Raw genomic sequence first — 18,416 nt, 5'->3', positions numbered from 1 at the left:
TAAAGGTATTGTTTGAGCTATTTCTTAAAGTGATTTTAATAGGGCAGTAGTGTCCTGTATGGAATAGTCTATGAGTAATATCAATTCGAATGTGAAAAAGTGGTCAGTCAGTAGCCGCTTATTTCATTGGATTAGTGCGATTTTGTTGCTAGTGACATGGATAATGATGTTGCTATATAGGAATTTTGATAGCAGTCTATATATCGGACTGCACAAGGCCTTTGGGGTTAGCTTGCTTTTTTGGATGATTGCACGAGTTATCAACCGTGTATTTACTAAAGCACCGCCACCAGTACCAATGCCAAAATGGCAATTGCTGATGTCACAAGTGTCACACTTCGTACTCTATGGACTGTTAATTGCGATGCCTTTTGTAGGCTTAATGATGTCTGTTTACGGTGGTCGACCTGTCGATATTTTCGGGCTGTTTGAAATCCCAGTATTTGTTACGCCAGATCGTAGTGCCGCACGCTTCTATAATGATTTACATACCGATATCATCTGGCCTATGATTATCGCGTTTACTCTAATCCATATTGGCGCTGCTTTATACCATCAGTTTGTTAAAAAGGACAATCTGATTTCACGTATGAAATAGTGACTTATATCGAAATCGCCAATTACTTTTAAACAAAAAGCCCCCAGTATATTACTGAGGGCTTCTCGTTTAAGTCTGCATTGCATGAGGGGCTACAGCTTATAGTGATCTGTCCAATTTACTTCTTGTGTTCGGGTAAACTAATATTCATCTCGAGAACATCAAGAGTATCCTCAGAGCGATGATTAATATTAACGTCGTCAATTTGTACGCCGTTAACATACTTGTTAACCACTTCTAATATCTCACGCTTCATCTTTTCGATACGATCAGCAGTCAGTCGATTATTTAGTCGATTTTCACTAGCAACAATGACTTTAAGACGTTCGGTGGCCATATTGGCACTACCGGCGTTACTTTGATCGTCAGTACCAAACAGACTACTCCAAAATCCTTTTTTCTTACTCATTATTAACCCCCAAACCAGCGCTGTAATAGACTCTTCTTCTTCACGTCAATATGACGTAGCGGACGTTCTTCCCCTAAGAAACGGGCAACGATATCGTCATAGCATTGACCAGCGACCGAATCAGTATAATGAATTACCGGTTCACCGTGGTTCGATGCCTCAAGCACTGAGTGGCTTTCAGGGATAACACCAAGTAATGGCACTTTTAAAATATCGTTAGAGATGGTATCAATATCCATCATCTCATTAGCTGCTGCACGCTCAGCATTATAGCGAGTAATAATTAGGTGCTCACGTATAGAACCTTGGTTATCTTCTACCTTTTTGGTACGGCTTTGTAATATACCAATGATACGATCAGAGTCACGTACTGATGAGATTTCAGGGTTAGTAACAATGATAGCTTCATCAGCATGATACATCGCTAGCTGTGCACCACGCTCAATACCAGCCGGAGAGTCACAAATGATATAGTCAAACTGCTTAGATAGCTCAGACATAACTTCAGCCACGCCTTCGTCTGTCAACGCATCTTTATCACGGGTCTGACTAGCAGGTAAAATATACAAATTCTCTAGCTGTTTGTCTTTGACTAACGCTTGCGATAGACGAGCGTTACCGTTAATTACGTCAACGAAGTCATATACGATGCGGTTTTCACAGCCCATAATCAAGTCTAGATTACGTAAGCCCACATCAAAATCGATAACAACCGTTTTATAGCCACGTAACGCTAAACCAGCGGCAAAAGAGGCACTAGTCGTAGTTTTGCCTACGCCGCCTTTACCTGAAGTGATTACAACAATCTTCGCCACAATGGCACACTCCTATAATTAAATGGGATATTCGATAGATAAAAATCGTTTAATAAACGTACATATAATACTTAATATTAGTGCTCGCAGCACAAGGTAAGATATGACTAAGCCTTTATAAGTAACTGCTTGTAAATAAAATAACCAACTGTAATACGACTACTATCTGCGAGCGTAAGCCTAGCATAAATCAACAAAAATTTATAGTACGTCCAGAAGAAACGCTAAAAATCTATTAAGATAAATACTATTTTATATAATTATTTACTAATCTTGTAGATAGTGGCTGACTCACAGATTTATAGTAGGATAGTTTTGTTAAATTACCTTTCCCAAATATTAACGTATTATATTCAACAGTTTTTTTCTAATATTTAGAGCAGTAATCAACACTATTATTTATATTAGTCGCATCAACACTATCATAGTAGACAATCACTCGTTAGATATTCTCCATCACAGTAAATACCAGCCCTTCACCTTCTACAAAGCGTACTTGTACCGGCTTGTCGATAGTATTCTCAGGTAAATTATCACGCAGACAATAAGTGCCAGCCACAGATACTAATGATGGATTGAATACCTGACAAAATATACGAGCATCTTTGTCTCCAGTTGCCCCTGCGACTAGGCGACCTTGTGCACGGCCATAAACATGAAGGCTGTTATCGGTAATGGCTTCAGCCCCACTATTGACACTATTGGTCAATATTAAATCACCACCAACATGATTAATGGTTTGTCCTGAACGTAGCAACTGGTCATAAATCATACTGGTAATATGGTCACTACTTAATAGAGTTTCTGCAGGTACATCTATGATACTAGTGTCCGTCTGCGCTGCAGTATCGTCAGTGCTATTGTTCTTTTCAGCTTGAGATTCTGCTGTTTCAGAGGTGGTTTGACTTAACTGAGTAACGGATTTTTTACTAGATACAATGCGCTCTATACGCTTGCCATCTGCGGGAAATATTGCCATTCTTTGCGCACGTGCTTGCTTATCAAGTAGGCCATTTACTACACCGATAGGCTGTAGCCCCCATGACCATAAAAGCTCGATTAGAGCGGGTAAATCTTGCTCAATGCTACTGTCGATAAGGACGGGGATGTGACTGGTCTTATTGCTTAGCATACCCGCCAGATGAGCTTCAATAGCCGTTAGGTCGTCGGTACTCAGTTGCAAGCGTGAGAACGTCAGCATCTTTCCATAAAAGGTTATCGCAGGTTGGGATGTCATGTCTTGCTGGCCTGTATCCGAAATCGTCATAATGCAAATCCTTAAAAGATACTAATGTCGCTGCGATCACGGCGCAGTTATTATTATGGGTAGATCGTCAAAATATTCATTATCAATGAGCAGTGTACTAAGGGATGCTAGTGCTTAACAAGCCCCTAAGGACATAAAAATTGACATAAGAGCTGACATAAAATATAGCCAAACGTCTGTTAAGAGTAGTATGCATCTTCTATGCGCTTTATACGCCCTAAAAGTTAAGCATGTCCTGATGTTTCCACTGCTGTATTTTTATTTGCGCTTCAAATTCGTTCAAACTATCATTGATAACACTGGCAAGTAATGCTTCAAGAGCCGAATTGTTGACGTCAATACTTGCAATGCTATGAGCAATGGTTACCATCAATGCATCGATGCGCTCAGCATCTAATAGTCGCTCGTTGAGAGAGTACACGACATTTTCGCCGATGTTATGCCCAATATGTTGTAATTGTGACTCAATTAAGCTACCTGCAATTGGAATCAGACGTAGGTAACGACGTAGCTCAGGAGTATTGGCAAGTCCATCTTGAATGGCGTTGCCAACTTCGTTCGCTATAAGCTTGCCGCCATCTGATTGACCTGCAAGCTTTTGGAGCTGTGGAACGAGCTCTTGACGTAATAATGATAACAACATAGCTTCAATCTGCTCACGATTACGATCTAGAGTCGATTTAATCAGCGATGTATGTACTTCAGAATCAGTAAGCTGTTGCCGAAAGTTATAAATGGTTGTTAAGATGACGCGGTCAGATAGCTCTTCTAATATGAGATCAATATAAAACTTAATGCGGTTAATCCAAGGTTGTGGTAATACTTGATAGCCAAGTTGATGCAAACGTCGACCGATGACTACTGCCCGAAACAAACGTAATGCCCGCAGTTGTGGAAAACAACCAAGCACCTCATACCAATGTACAAACGGAAAGAAAAACCAGCGATAATAAACCTTTTCTTTAATAGCAATTGCCCAGCGCAAAAGCAGTTCAATAATCAAAAATATGGTAAAAAATCCACCCACAGTACGCAACGGATCATGCAGACTGGTCTGATACCAGCTAAGGCCATCACTGATTGCTAACCATCCTGCCACATTGCTACTAAAGTTACTCATCAAAATTGCGTCTATACTAATAAATAGCAAATCAATACTGATAGCAATTAGCATCACGATATCGTAGGTCAGCTTAAGACGATTCGGCTGTGGACGTATAGGGTGCTGCGGTTCTGATGAGGAATTTTTTAGCTGATTGGGCAGCGGCTTCGTATCTGTAGCAGGATTGGCAGTAGTAGAGGCGGACACAGTCGTACCTTATTATCAATAAGTGGTTAGGTTGGAGCGACGATATTCGGTGCTTATAAATTCATGAGTCATTGTAAGAAATTTACGTTATTAGTAGTTCACAATGACTCATGTTAATAGTTAATCAGCAGATCGTTATCAATAAAAGCTAATAAGATATAGGATTTGTTCAATCAAGTATTAAACGCTCTGAGATTCAAGCTTCGTGTCAAACTCGGCTAGCATCTCATCGATGAGTTTGTCTTTCTGTTGCCATGCGTCTGCAATCCAATCAAACATCTCCGCCTTAACCGATTCATCTTCTTCATAACCGCCATTTCGGATAGCCGTAAATAATGTATCAGACATTTTAATATAACGTACATCGACGCCCAAACGTTTGATATTACCTTTCCATAAATCGCCATAGGTTGGTATACCGTCAGGGTAAACGATGGTCATGTCTAAGATGCCATCGATATCTTCACCTAAAGCATTAATAGCAAGTGCTAGACCGCCTGCACGTGGCTTAAGTAGATGAGTATAGGGCGATTGCTGCTTAGCCTGTTTGGCCTTGGTAAATCTTGTACCCTCTAGATAGTTGAGTAGGGTAAAGGGTTTGTTTTTTAATAGGGAACAAGCGCGTTTAGCCTCTTCGATATCTTTACCTTGCAGAGCTGGATTTTTTGCAACGGCTTCTTTTGAGTGCCGGCGCATCATCGGAAAGTCTAAAAAGTAAAATGCTTGTCCAATCACAGGAATGTAGATCAGCTCAAACTTGGTAAAGAAACGCGTTAAGGGTAAGCGTTTTTCACTCACATATTGTACGATACTCGTGTCAACCCATGATTGATGATTGCTAATCAGCAAGTATTTACCATCTGGATGCACGTCATCAGGTAGGTTAATTCGCCAATCTTTATTTGGTAAAATATTATCAATCAAGGCGTTATTACTATTAATCCAATAATTGGTAACTTTAATTACGCTATCATCAGCAATTTTCGAGCCAGTAATTGCCTTAGCGGTACCCATGAACCATATCGGTATACCAGCGGCAATACTATTGCCAGTAATAACGCCTGTAGCCGTTGCGAGAGAGATGGCTTTGCCCAGTCTAGGTGCATGCTCATGCAGTTTTTGAATGGTAGAAGTGAGTCGCATGATAAGTCCTTTTCTATTTATCATTTTATTTTAATAATTGCTAATGTGTTCTATCAACCTAAAAGCTGGTGTGATGGTCATGTTCCAACTTTTTAAACTAAATATTAGTGGTTCATATATTAATGGTTCATAAAAATGTAGTAACGAATGTAGCAACGTAAGTCACAAAAATTTATATGAGATAATAAATCTATAATACTAAGATTGCACGATTTTAGCAGAAAGCATTACCAGTGTACGAGTGTTAACGTGACTCATGGTAGCAAATGCTATAAATACTTCTCAAAGCCATTATTCAAAAAACTATTGTCTAAAATCGAGCTTTAGTTGGATGGTTAATACGCATCATAGACGAAAAAATATACAATATTAATGAGTTTCAAAAAAATTTCCGTGTAGTTAAGTTCATAGCTATGATAATAGCGGCAAGGTTTCATTCACTTTCTATACATAGATGTGACAAAATATTACACACAGTGAAGTCAAGATTGGGATAATGATGACGAGTGTGAACAACACCTAATAAGCTGTTTAATGTTTGGTATCTTGTGAAGGTATATTACTGTCATATATAATTGCTTCTGATTCTTCTAAAAAGCGTTATAATCATTAACTGTAAAAAACTTTTTAACATGTAGCATATTATTCATATTAATGGCATGATTTTAGACGGAAAAACTCTAGAATATAAAAGAGTACAATTAATAAATTTAACTTAAGAGGAAATATTATGCGTAATAAATTAATGATCGCAGCAGTAGCATCAGGTCTAGCACTTAGCGGTTGTACTACTGATCCAAACACTGGGCAACAACGCTTGAACAAAACTGCTATTGGCACGTTAGCTGGGGCAGCTGGTGGTGCAGTTATCTCTAAAGCAACTGGTGGCGATAAGACTGGTCGTGATGCGGCTATCGGCGCAGCTTTAGGTGCTGGTGTTGGTTATTATATGGAGCGTCAAGCTAAGCAGCTTGAGCAACAAATGGCTGGTACGGGCGTAACGGTTGAGCAAAACCCAACAACTGGTAATATTGACCTAGTTATGCCAGGTAGCATTACTTTCTCGTTTGATGATGCAACATTAAGCTCATCTTTCAAGCCAACGCTTGATAAACTTGCATCAACGATGAATCAGTATAATAAGACGACAGTAAATATTGCAGGTCATACTGACAGCAGAGGTGCAGATGCTTATAACATGCGTCTATCCCGTGACCGCGCTTACTCAGTTGCTAACTATCTGACTGCTCGCGGTGTTGCTTCTAACCGTATCAACGTTGTTGCTTATGGCGAATCACGTCCAGTAGCTGATAACAACACTGATTATGGTCGTCAGCAAAACCGCCGTGTTGAGCTAACTATCAATTCACCACAGAGCGTAAACTAAGAACTAGATTACTACTTAGTCTATGTTTTAAGAATATTACAATAAAAGAGCCAGCCCTACGCTGGCTTTTTTATTGGCTAAATTTAGAGTAAAAATTAAGAGCTAGTAATCGAAAAGATTGATATGACAAAGGTTAGATTAAGTAACTCAGAAAGTGCTATGAAGAATTCTATTTTACGGCAAATAAACATCGCTAAAAAGGTGATATTAATCTAAATTAAATATTGATAATGATTATCAATAACTTTATAATCCATCAGTGTTTTCTATTATTACAATATGGAACATCTTATCATCTACGACTAACAATGATGGTCTGACGTAAGTTGTCTTTGCTGTAATATGGTCAAAATGCTTGATGCTAATTAATCAAAATTGATGACTTCTTTTTCTTTTGCGATATCTTTTGAGGATGTGTATGACGATTACCACAGTGACGAGCCGTAAGATTTTACCAACTACTTTAGCTGCTGCACTTGCAGGGTTATTAATGGTGTCGGGTTGTACTAAGCAAACCAATGAAGACGCAGAGACTGGTACGCAAACAGAAGTACAGAGCACAGAATCGAGTAGTAATGTAAAACTATCAGCTGCAGAGCAAGCTCACATTGATAGGTTAATTAGCAGCTATGCAAACATGGCTCATGCTGCCTACAAAGATTCGCTAGATACAGCTAAAATGTTGCAAACTGCGGTAGAAACGTATGTGGCAACACCTACGCAAGCCAACCTTGATGCTGCAAAAGCGGCCTATAAAGCCGCACGTCAGCCATATTCGCAAACTGAGATTTTCCGTTTTGATGAAGGTTTTGTGTCTGCAAATGATAAGCGTGCAATTGGTAGTACAGATAGCTGGGAAGGGCAGGTCAATGCATGGCCCCTTGATGAGGCGCTGATTGATTATGTCAGTGACAGTTACGAGGGCGAGTACAACAGCCAAGATAATATCATCAATAGCGCCAGCATTACGGTCGGTAGTCTAAAGCAAGATACCAGTACGATTACTCCCAAGTTATTAGCAGAAATGAATGAGATTGGTGGTAGTGAAGCCAATGTGACCACTGGCTATCATGCGATTGAGTTTATGTTATGGGGGCAAGATACTAATGGTGTAAGCGCAGGAGCAGGTAATCGTCCAGTAACGGATTATGTCACTGAGGCAGGGCAGTGTACTAGCGGCGATACGGTAAACAAAGATGCTGGTATTTGCGAGCGTCGTGGTGAGTTTCTAAAAGCCGCTACTCAGTTATTGATCGATGATTTAGCCGCGATGGAAGCCGAATGGCAGCCTGATAGCGAAAACACTTTACGTAGCGATCTGATAGCGCGCAAAAACGACAACGGTCTGCGTCAGATAATGTACCAAATGGGTAGTTTAGCATTAGGAGAGTTGGCCTCTGAGCGTATACAGGTAGCCTTTGTCACTGGCTCTACCGAAGATGAGCACGAGTGTTTTAGTGACTTGACACATCTTAGCTATGCTAACAATGCACGCGGTATTCAAAATGTATTCAATGGTAGCTACCAAACGGTTGCTGGTAAGAACGTTGGAGGCTACGGCATCAAGCAGTACCTCGTCGATAATGGTCATACAGATGCGGCTGATAAGCTGGCTGTTGACTTTAAAAAAGTAGAAGATGCTTTCAATGTCATCGTTGAAAAAGGCGAAAAAGAAGGTATTAAGGTTGACCAAATGATTGCTACAGCGGGTCAAGTTAGCAGCCAAGGTATCTCGGCTGAAGAACAAAATGTCCGCCGTAGTTGGATTGAAAATAGCATTACTAGCTTACAAGAGCTGACTGCTGGTATTGAAAATGCGGCAAAAGCCGTCGGTATTGATAATCTAGATGCGGACGCAGGTTCTCAGTTCTAAGCGGGTTTCTGTTTGTTTACGTAGAACAATTTGATGCTATCAATAATGTCTGATAAGTCACTACAAGCTGATGAGAGATATATTTGTAGAAGTGCAAGTTATATATAATACATGCGTTGTTAACGACAGTTAGCAACGTATTTTTACGTTTAATAAAATAGGTCAATGCGCTAAGTTATAGCGTCGATATATTTTTATACCGCTATATTGATAAGAAATAAATACTGTTATAGCAAGCCATTTTAATGGTTCTAATCTAGAACTAAGGCAACTCCTATGAGCTCCATTCATACCAAATCCTTTGCTTTCCCTTTCATTTCTTCAAGCTTGCAAGGTGTCTCATTCAAACTTGCGCTAACTGTTATAAGTGCAATGGCTCTTAATGCTTGTCAGCCAACTGGCGATGTTTCTAATAACGTTTCTGATATTGAAAAAAATCAAGCTTTAGCACCTGAACGTATACAAACCGTTGAAGCACTCGCTGGCGTGCCAATGCAGCAGCTGGCCACATTTGATCCGCAAGAGATTAAGCAAGGTGGCGACACTGGCATTAGTATTACCAGTGCCGAGAGTTACTCTAAGCCTTCATCAAACGTATCTGCTTCGCGTAAAGGCAACTTTTTTATTGGCAATGCCTTCTTTCGGCAACCGTGGGTCGTTGCCCCTGCTAGTACCGACAGTCGTGATGGTCTTGGGGCATTGTTTAACGTCGCTGCTTGTCAATCCTGCCATATAAAAGATGGCCGTGGTCATGCGCCTATGAGTAGCGATGACGATGCAGATAGCTTGCTCATTCGCCTTGCGATGCCAGCGACGACGGATAAGCAGCGAGAGCAATTGCAGAACTCGCTTATCGAAAAAGTCGTTCACCCGATGTATGGTGGTCAGCTGCAAGACCGCGGTATTCAAGGCGTGCCTGCCGAAGCAAGAATTGCAGTGCAGTGGACAGATAAGCCAGTCACCTTTGCCGATGGTCATGTCGAAACATTGCGTGCGCCAACTTTTAACTTAACCAAACCTGGTTATGGTGCATTTGATGATGAGCTAATGGTATCGCCGCGAGTGGCCTTACCGATGATTGGGCTTGGTTTACTTGAGCAAATTCCGGATGAAGCTATTAAGAAACAAGCCGTCAGCGTCAATAAAAATAATACTAATGACGATATTAGCGGTAAATTTAACTGGGTAATGGATCCGCAAACAGGAAAAACAGCCTTAGGTCGTTTTGGCTGGAAAGCAGGTCAAACCAAGCTTATTACCCAAAACCAAAGTGCTTTTAATGAAGACATGGGTTTGACCTCAAATATCCGTCCTCATGAATCCTGTATGCCGACGCAAACGGCTTGCTTGAGCGCTACTACCGGCGCTGATGAGCAAGGTAATGACAAGCCACCTGTCGAAGTCAACGATGATGTGACTAAGTTTGTCGAATTTTATACGCGTAATTTAGCGGTACCGCATCGCCGCAATGCCGACGATAAACTGGTACTGGCGGGCAAAAAACGTTTTTATGATATGGGCTGTCAAAGTTGCCACACGCCAAGATATCAGTTGCCAAAAACCGATGACGACCATCTTGAGCAGCATGGGCAAGTGATTTATCCTTATACGGATTTACTATTGCATGACATGGGTGATGACCTTGCTGATCGGACGATTGCGGGAAAATTGCCACCGAAAGACGCGCAAGTTGAGTTTTTAGCCAACTCTTATGAATGGCGCACGCCGGCATTGTGGGGTATTGGTCTTGCACAAACTGTTGATTCGCAAGCGACATTTTTACATGATGGTCGTGCGCGTACGTTGATGGAGGCGGTATTGTGGCATGGCGGAGAAGCTGAAACACAGAAACAAAAAGTATTAAAGTTAGACAAACAAGGGCGTACTGAATTGAATGCGTTCTTAAAATCATTATAAAAGCGATGCTATTCATCTATTTTTAATGGCAGGTCTTAATAAACAGGTCTTAGTGACTAGATTTTCAACGAATAAATAACCAGTCAACATATTAATAATTACTCATATAAATACCGAGAAACTTATGAAAATAAACCATGCTTTAGCAATGGCGCTATCTGCTTTAAGTGCTGGACTGCTTATCAGCTGCGTCAAACCTGCTGACGAGAATAAAGCGCCAGAAGTTGATAGCCAAAAAGTTGCGCAAAATAGCGCAGCAGATAGTAATAGCGGCAGTGTAGATAAAGTTGTCGCCGTCGATATTAGCGCAGATACTGAAAAAACCTATCTGACCCATGTGGCTGATGATATTGTTATCCCAGCTTATGCAGATGCTGTTAAGCAGAGCAATCTATTGCATGACTTGGCACAAAAGCATTGCAAGCAAGCACCAATAAGTGGTGATGAGCTACAAGCGCTGCGCGATCAGTGGCTCGTGTTAGCACAAGCATGGGCGAATGCTGAAATGATCAATTTCGGCCCTGCAACTGCCAGTATGAGCAATTTATATATTAATTATTATCCTGACGAGCGCGGACTGGTACATGGTGGCGTTGCAGATCTTATCGCTGCCAATCCCACACTAACTGCTGAGCAGTTGGCTAATGAAAGCGCCATTGTGCAAGGGGTACCAGGATTAGAAGAAGCGTTATATGCTAATGACAGCTTGGATGCTGGGCAATGTGCTTATGTGATAAGCGCAAGTAGCGCCTTAAGTACACGCCTAAAAAATATCGAAGACAACTGGCAGCAGAATGCCACTGAACTATTAGCGATTGATAAAACAGCAGATAGCGATCGAGGTTTGAACCAATGGTTTAATTCTCTACTATCGTTGGTTGAGACCATGAAGTCTAATGCCATAGACCAGCCTTTGGGTCTAACGGGTAAGGCCAAAGGTCACCTGCCGGCCGCTACAGCCGGGCAAAGCCGCGCTATCATCAATGCTAAATTGGCTACACTAAATCAAGCGCTGACCGATCCAATTTTAACCGCTATCCTTGGCAGTAATAACGAAAACGAAGTGGCTGATAGTTTATCAACCGCACTTGCTGATGCCACCACGCTGTTGGCACAAATGCCAGAAGATTTAGCGACTGCGGATAAAGCCACACAGCAAGAATTGCATGAGCATCTGACTACTATTACTCGTGTTATTAAGCGCCAATTGATTCCAACCCTTGGTCTTCGTGTGGGCTTTAATAGCACTGATGGCGATTAAACTATGCAGATCATGAGGGCTAAGACAGTAGCGCTAGTGACTGAAGATTCTTCTGAGTCACAGGGTCTAACACGCAAACAGTCTAATAATCAAAACAATAGACACAATACTCGACTAGGCCATGAGCTGTTGACAACCTCAGCATTAACAGCACTGTCTACTATAATGGGTACAGCCGCACTTGTCGGTATCCATCATCGCTATCGTAAGCAGCGTCAGCCTGATGCAAGCTTGGTAGATTATGCGACTGGTATTCGCTCTCACTTGCCCTCAGCATCTAAGCCGCAGTTAACGCGATTTCGCTATGCTTGTCAGCAAGCCGCTGCTGCGTGGCAACAGTCGTATCATAAAGCTATAGATGATAAAGGTAGCGATAGTAACACTACCGACTTTAGCGCTGTTCATACTACGACCATGCTAGCGCGCTCAGTGTGTTGGGTGAGTGGTGTGGCCTCTATGCCAAAAAATATTTCATCAATGAATGATGATAATCCTGAAAATGACTTCGGTGTGGTTGGTATCGATGGGGATAGGGAAGTCGTTTGGCAGACCACCATGCCTGAACGTGTGCATGATATCGTTGTGCAGCCTATCTCTAACGTTCTAAATGAGCTGAGCGATAATGACCATAACCGTGATGTTGTAGTGATGGGACGGCGTCCAAGCGAGAAGTTTTGGGTGCTAGATACAGCGACTGGGCAAGTAAAGTTCGCTATAAAAGCTTCAAACCATCGCCATTTTTATGGTCATGCTTGCTATAGCTTAGATGGTAAATTGCTGTATGTGACCGAGAATGACACCATAAGTTTAGACGGTAAAATTGGTATCTATGATGCTCATGATGCTTATAAAAAAGTAGCAGAGTTTGACTCGCATGGTATTGGGCCGCATGAGCTAATTATGCATCCTGATAGTGAAACGTTGGTGATTGCTAATGGTGGTATTAAGACCGAGCAAGCTTCTCGTGAAGAGCTAAATCTAGACAGCATGCGTCCGTCATTAGTGTATCTTAATCGTCATAATGGCTCATTGCTTGAGCAGATTTTCCCTGAGCACAATCAAATGAGCGTACGTCATCTAGCTATGCATAATGATGGAACTGTAATGATTGGCATTCAGTTTCAAGGTGATAAGCATATCAATGTGCCATTGGTGCTCACTCATAAGCGCGGTAATTCTGACTTTAAACCATTGATTATGCCTAATAATCAATGGCAACGCTTTCATCAATATATTGCTAGCGTGGCGGTCGACAGTAAGCGTCACCTATTATGTGTGACGACACCTATTGGCGGCTGTGCAGCGATTTATGACTTAAGCACTCGAGAATTGATTGATGATGTCAGTTTGCCAGATTGTGCAGGAGCATCAGTGTTGTTCACTGATAAAAAGCCAGGTTTTATCGTTAGTGATGGACAAGGTCAGTTAACGACGTTAGAGGTGAATGATACATCAGCGACAGGGTCAATTAACCAGGATAAGACTGAGAAAATTCAGCGCATTATTAAAGACAGTAAGGTGCATAAGATGTCTTTTGACAATCATTTACAAACGCTGTAACTGTGGTGAGTGCTAAATAAAAAAGAATAACTATGATAACGTGCTACTTGAAATAAATTTTCCTTGCTTGCTGTGCCTATGCAGACAGAGGCTGCGAAAAATTTATCCCACTAGTACTATATTTATTTTATAGTGGGTCAACTCTAATGACGACTAAGCAAGGGGGATACGACATCAGTTTACATACTGTTAGAGCACAACTTGCGCAGGCGGGCATTGAGCTACACGTGACCAAAAAGCGCGTCAAAAATATTAACTTTCGCTTAAAGCCGTATACGTTGATGGTATCCGTGCCAGTATTCGTTACCACAGTGCAAATTGCGCAAGCTGTCGCTAAACGCGTACCATGGGCGATCGCCAACCATGCGCAAGTATTGGAACAATATAAGCGCAAACGAAATCCTTCAGCGCAATCTTCAACTGCCGACAGTCCTATTCTGTTGTGGGGTGTAGAACAATTATTTACCTTACGTCATGATGAAAAAATTGCTTATTATCGGCACCAGCTCTCTGAAGTAATGCCTTCTCTGTTTGAAAAATGGCAACCAGTTGTCGGTGCTCATGCTAATGAGATACGCCTGAAAAAAATGCATACGCGTTGGGGCAGTTGTAATACCCGCGCGCGACGGATTTGGCTATCAGTATATCTGCCTGCTTATCCTATTGAATGCACAGAATACGTCATCGTCCATGAACTATGTCATTTGCATCATGCCAATCATAGCCGTGCGTTTTGGCAAACGGTGGCGACAGCAATGCCGGATTATCAGCATTGGCATAATATGCTGGCAGGTAAGACGGGAAAGTTAGATTGAATATAGCTAGTGAGAAATAAAATCTATACGTTAATAGCTATGTGCAGCTAGTATGAATTTTTCTTGCGTGCTGTTCGCAAGCGTGACAGAGGCTGCAAAAAATCCATTCTATCTGCACTGTATCGCTTTTAAGTGGTTTAACTATACACCACGTAAATAATATAAAAAAAGCTTGATAAGACTGATATGATAGTTCATAACGGTACAAAATGTATTGTTATAAAAATAAAAACAGTATACAAGGATGGTTATATGGATAGTGTCAATCAAGCCGAGTTTTGGCAGCAGCGTTATGAGGCTGGGAGCATACAATGGGACATGGGTCAGGTATCGCCACCGCTCAAAGCCTATATTGACCAATTGCCTGAATCGGCTAAAGACCAAGCTATTTTAGTGCCGGGTGCAGGTAATGCTTACGAGGTGGGTTATCTGCATGAGCAAGGCTTTACCAATGTCACTTTGGTTGATTTTGCCCCTGCGCCAATTAAGGATTTTTCTGAGCGCTATCCTGACTTTCCGGATGAGCATTTAATCTGTGCGGACTTTTTTGATTTATCCCCTGAGCAATATCAGTTTGATTGGATACTCGAGCAGACGTTTTTTTGTGCAATAAACCCCTCACGCCGTGATGAGTATGTGCAACAAATGGCAACGCTGCTAAAGCCTCAAGGAAAATTGGTTGGCTTATTATTTAATGTCGACTTTGGACGTCAGGAACCACCCTTTGGTGGCACGAGAGATGAGTATCAACAACGTTTTGAGACTCACTTTAACATTGAAATTATGGAGACGAGCTATAACTCGCATCCAGCACGACAGGGAAGTGAATTATTTATTAAGTTCTTAGCAAAGTAGCAAATTAACTTCGCGCTTAATATTATCCCGAGCTTGTACTTCTAACTGCTCATAGTAATAGTCAGTCAAATAAAGTTTAGGATGCGCTAAGAGTCCGTTTAATACAGCCGTTCGCCCAATACGATAATCTGCAAGCGGAACATGCATGTATTCTTGGCGTACGGCTTGTGCATATTGTTCATACTCAGGCCAAGACGCACCCAAAATACTCAAATCCATATCTAGCAAATAAGCAGCGTCACTGCTTTTGTTAGGGTCTGTAAACTCATTAAGCTGATGACTGGCGGTCATCATAATAAGCGCATAGATATGCTGGCAGTGTTCAGCGCTCAGATAATGGCCTAGCGCCCCGACGGCATACTCTGCACTTTTTAGCTCATTATCCGCGCGCGTTGGATCATAAATTACATCATGGTAGTACAATGCTAATGCGATAATATGTGGCTCACTAAGCTCACGCTTAATCTGTTCGAACTGCTCAAACAATTGCTGAAGGTGGCTTAAGGTATGATAAGCGCGCTGCGTTTCGTTATAACGAACAGCGATATCTTGCCAAAGCGCATTAACTTTCGCTGGCTCGATATCGCTATTAATAGCAGATAAGTGCAGGGCAAAATTTTTGCCAAGATCAAGATTTATTAGCAGCATCTTCAAATGCCTGTTTAAACACCTTTCCGAGTAAGTTTACGTCATCGACACGAGCGTAATTTAAACGCGTAACGAAGGCGATATGACGATGTGGTCCTTTTTCTGCTAGCGGTACAGCGACTGCATTTTGATTCTCTAGGTGCAGCTGATCTAACGCCATCTCTGGTACTAACGTCGTACCCATATTGGCAAGTGCCATCTGGATAAGCGTGTTTAAGCTAGCATCAGAGAAGCTTGATTTCATCTCTGCACGATCAAAGTGACAGACAGATAAGGTCTGATCGGTCAAGCAATGTCCTTCACCCAGCAACATAAGATTGGCAGTCGCTAGCTCATCGGAGTTGATGGTTTCAAGCTTGGCATGCACGTCGTCTTTTGGGAATACCGCAAAGAAATCTTCCGCCCAAAACTCAAAGCTATGTAATCCGTCTACCGCATAAGGTAGCGCAATGATGGCAGTATCAATATGACCGTAGCGCACTTGTTCGAGCAGGCGTTCGGTTTGTTGCTCAACGATGGTCATACGGAATTCTGGATAGTGCTCTCGTAGTGCAGGCAGTACTTTAGGCAATAGGTAAGGCGCAATCGTTGGAATGATACCTACTGTCATAGGGTAAGCAAGCGGCGTCTGATGACTGTGCGCGCGCGTGGTCAAATCGCTCACTTCAGAAAACACCCGCTGTGCCCGCGTTAGGATATCTTGCCCGATAGGGGTAATCAGCACCTGTTTATTATTGCGCTCAAAAATCTGCGTATCCAGCTGTTTTTCTAGCTCTGCGATACCTAAGCTCAATGCAGACTGCGAAATGTTACAGTCTTCAGCAGCGCGTTTGAAGTGACGGTGTTTAGCAACGGCTAAGGCAAATTCCAGCTGACGTAAGGTAATCATAAAACCTCTCTATTAATGGGTTTTTAATGCAATTTTTATACTTGTTCATTCAGTATATGATAGCAATTTACCGATAGTACACTGATGATTAAAAGTAGATAGAATAGTTTAACAAGTTTAATAAAACAAAACATCACATTAAAAACTTTTAACTAGATTAACCGTAGAATTCGCGTATAGTTTGTCAGGTAGCCCAGATAGTTAAAGGCTTAACAGAAACAATCAAATAAATAATCACAATCTAACTCAATAACACTTAATTAAAAAAGGAGCCAATCATGGCGTCTATTATCAATCAAGAAATTCCAGAATTTTCAGCAGAAGCATTTGTAAACGGTGAGTTCAAAACTATCACTTCAGAAGATGTAAAAGGCAGCTGGGCAATTTTCCTATTTTATCCAGCCGATTTTACCTTTGTTTGCCCAACTGAACTTGAAGACATGGCAAACCATTACGAAGAGCTAAAAGGTCTAGGCGTTGAAGTTTACTCAGTATCAACCGATACTCATTTCACGCACAAAGCATGGCATGACTCTTCAGATGCTATCGGTAAAGTTACTTACCCAATGATTGGTGATCCTACTGGCCGTATCACTCGTGGCTTTAACGTTATGATCGAAGAAGCTGGTCTAGCTGAGCGCGGTACTTTCTTAATCGATCCAGATGGTCTGATTCAGGTTGCTGAAATTCACGCTGGCGGTATTGGCCGTAGTGCAAAAGACATGCTACGTAAAGTAAAAGCAGCACAATACGTTCGTGAAAACGACGGCGAAGTTTGCCCAGCAGCTTGGGAACAAGGTGGCGACACTCTAAAACCAAGCCTTGATCTAGTTGGTAAAATCTAAGTATTGCTTTATTTGAATGATTTAGATGTTCGTAGTGTTGTATACAAAGTTTCACTTGGATAGATAAACGCTACAGACAAAGACCCCATCAGCATAAGTTGATGGGGTCTTTTTATATTGTTAACTAGGAAGGGTTTTTATTTTTATTTGCTAATAAGAAACGAAGTATTAAGCATGAGATTGTAGTTTATTTTTATCAATTATTTTATAAATCTCATCTTTTAAATGCAGTTTTCGTCGCTTCATTTGTTCTATTTCCTCGTCACGACTGGCGTGCTTAACCAAATCTTTGTCAAGTTGATTGATTTGCTGATCAAGCTGAGTATGCTCATCAAAAATACTGGCAAAGTGGCTGTCTTTCTGCTTAAGTTCTGCAATAATCTCTCTGTTGTCTTGTAACGTATCAGTCTTTCTCATGTTGTCATCCTTGTTATGAAGCGCAAGCTTACAATAAGCATCAGCGCATTGTCGTTAAGGTTGCTGTGATGAATTGCTATGATTGTGAGACTTAGATTTTATTGAGCCAAAGCGCTATTAACTTAATAGTGATAAGGCTCAAGCTCAGCAGAAAAGACTTTAACAAACACTCTTAAAAGTCAATCCGCCAGTAGGTAAATAAGACTTTTTCCTATTCGCCTCACTCGATTGTAGCGAAAAAACAACCTCTACACCATAACTATAATGGGACTATTATGGCTTTATCAATTTATATTTAATTGATAAAACAGTTTTACGATTGGTTTTATAAAATATAAAGTTTGAGTTTCTCTGCTTGCTCAAACCCTCGAAACCTATGATAATAAGGACATTAAAGGGCGTAGGCCT

General features: G+C 41.3%; 17 protein-coding genes. 9 read left to right on the top strand and 8 right to left on the bottom strand.

Annotation, left to right across the window (positions count from 1 at the left end; genetic code table 11):
• Window positions 1-70 precede the first annotated feature (70 nt).
• On the top strand, window positions 71-598 hold the full coding sequence (locus AK823_RS11535; RefSeq protein ID WP_068329376.1) for a cytochrome b: 528 nt from the start codon (window positions 71-73) through the stop codon (window positions 596-598).
• A gap of 118 nt (window positions 599-716) precedes the next feature.
• Here AK823_RS11535 and minE read toward each other — a convergent pair whose 3' ends face one another.
• The 5 genes from minE to AK823_RS11510 form a co-directional block, all read right to left on the bottom strand.
• Complete coding sequence (minE, locus tag AK823_RS11530; RefSeq protein ID WP_068037739.1) at window positions 717-1,007, bottom strand: cell division topological specificity factor MinE; 291 nt, start codon at window positions 1,005-1,007, stop codon at window positions 717-719.
• A gap of 2 nt (window positions 1,008-1,009) precedes the next feature.
• Entirely contained in the window at window positions 1,010-1,822 is an 813-nt protein-coding gene (minD, locus tag AK823_RS11525; RefSeq protein ID WP_068037737.1) for a septum site-determining protein MinD, read from the bottom strand.
• Window positions 1,823-2,264: 442 nt separating this feature from the next.
• Window positions 2,265-3,089 (bottom strand): septum site-determining protein MinC, encoded by an 825-nt coding sequence (minC, locus tag AK823_RS11520; RefSeq protein WP_068329373.1) that lies wholly within the window; start codon window positions 3,087-3,089, stop codon window positions 2,265-2,267.
• A gap of 217 nt (window positions 3,090-3,306) precedes the next feature.
• Entirely contained in the window at window positions 3,307-4,398 is a 1,092-nt protein-coding gene (locus AK823_RS11515) for a hypothetical protein (RefSeq protein ID WP_228138857.1), read from the bottom strand.
• A 180-nt stretch (window positions 4,399-4,578) separates the two neighbouring features.
• Window positions 4,579-5,541 (bottom strand): acyltransferase, encoded by a 963-nt coding sequence (locus AK823_RS11510; RefSeq protein WP_068329370.1) that lies wholly within the window; start codon window positions 5,539-5,541, stop codon window positions 4,579-4,581.
• 730 nt (window positions 5,542-6,271) lie between these two features.
• Here AK823_RS11510 and AK823_RS11505 point away from each other — a divergent pair.
• The 7 genes from AK823_RS11505 to AK823_RS11475 all read left to right on the top strand — a co-directional run bounded on the left by AK823_RS11505 (window position 6,272) and on the right by AK823_RS11475 (window position 15,209).
• Window positions 6,272-6,928, top strand: coding sequence for an OmpA family protein (locus AK823_RS11505; protein ID WP_068037728.1), 657 nt, complete (start codon window positions 6,272-6,274; stop codon window positions 6,926-6,928).
• A 418-nt stretch (window positions 6,929-7,346) separates the two neighbouring features.
• Window positions 7,347-8,801, top strand: a complete 1,455-nt coding sequence (locus tag AK823_RS11500) for an imelysin family protein (RefSeq protein WP_068329369.1) — start codon at window positions 7,347-7,349, stop codon at window positions 8,799-8,801.
• A 276-nt stretch (window positions 8,802-9,077) separates the two neighbouring features.
• Window positions 9,078-10,718, top strand: coding sequence for a di-heme oxidoredictase family protein (locus AK823_RS11495; RefSeq protein WP_068329367.1), 1,641 nt, complete (start codon window positions 9,078-9,080; stop codon window positions 10,716-10,718).
• A 124-nt stretch (window positions 10,719-10,842) separates the two neighbouring features.
• Window positions 10,843-11,979: an imelysin family protein gene (locus tag AK823_RS11490; RefSeq protein WP_068329364.1), complete on the top strand. Its 1,137-nt coding sequence runs from the start codon at window positions 10,843-10,845 to the stop codon at window positions 11,977-11,979.
• A gap of 3 nt (window positions 11,980-11,982) precedes the next feature.
• Entirely contained in the window at window positions 11,983-13,539 is a 1,557-nt protein-coding gene (locus AK823_RS11485; RefSeq protein WP_068329362.1) for a DUF1513 domain-containing protein, read from the top strand.
• A 146-nt stretch (window positions 13,540-13,685) separates the two neighbouring features.
• Window positions 13,686-14,354 (top strand): YgjP-like metallopeptidase domain-containing protein, encoded by a 669-nt coding sequence (locus AK823_RS11480; RefSeq protein WP_068329360.1) that lies wholly within the window; start codon window positions 13,686-13,688, stop codon window positions 14,352-14,354.
• Between the two features lie 252 nt (window positions 14,355-14,606).
• A complete protein-coding gene (locus AK823_RS11475) occupies window positions 14,607-15,209 on the top strand; it encodes a methyltransferase domain-containing protein (RefSeq protein ID WP_068037712.1) in 603 nt (200 codons plus the stop codon).
• Here AK823_RS11475 and AK823_RS11470 read toward each other — a convergent pair.
• Together AK823_RS11470 and AK823_RS11465 are read right to left on the bottom strand one after the other, a co-directional pair.
• Window positions 15,198-15,857, bottom strand: coding sequence for a hypothetical protein (locus AK823_RS11470; RefSeq protein ID WP_068329359.1), 660 nt, complete (start codon window positions 15,855-15,857; stop codon window positions 15,198-15,200). The two genes, AK823_RS11475 and AK823_RS11470, sit on opposite strands and share 12 nt — an antisense overlap.
• Window positions 15,838-16,746, bottom strand: coding sequence for a hydrogen peroxide-inducible genes activator (locus tag AK823_RS11465; RefSeq protein WP_068329358.1), 909 nt, complete (start codon window positions 16,744-16,746; stop codon window positions 15,838-15,840). Before AK823_RS11465 ends, AK823_RS11470 begins: the two co-directional genes overlap by 20 nt.
• Before the next feature lie 278 nt (window positions 16,747-17,024).
• On the opposite strand from AK823_RS11465, the gene ahpC reads away from it, so the two are divergent.
• A complete protein-coding gene (gene ahpC / locus AK823_RS11460) occupies window positions 17,025-17,591 on the top strand; it encodes an alkyl hydroperoxide reductase subunit C (protein ID WP_068329357.1) in 567 nt (188 codons plus the stop codon).
• Window positions 17,592-17,759: 168 nt separating this feature from the next.
• Here ahpC and AK823_RS11455 read toward each other — a convergent pair whose 3' ends face one another.
• Complete coding sequence (locus AK823_RS11455; protein ID WP_068329355.1) at window positions 17,760-18,008, bottom strand: DUF465 domain-containing protein; 249 nt, start codon at window positions 18,006-18,008, stop codon at window positions 17,760-17,762.
• Between the last annotated feature and the right edge of the window lie 408 nt (window positions 18,009-18,416).

The organism is Psychrobacter sp. P2G3, from assembly GCF_001593285.1.
Lineage (GTDB): Bacteria > Pseudomonadota > Gammaproteobacteria > Pseudomonadales > Moraxellaceae > Psychrobacter.
Note: the sequence above shows the minus strand (reverse complement) of the source record. Positions and strands in the feature narration are given on the sequence as shown.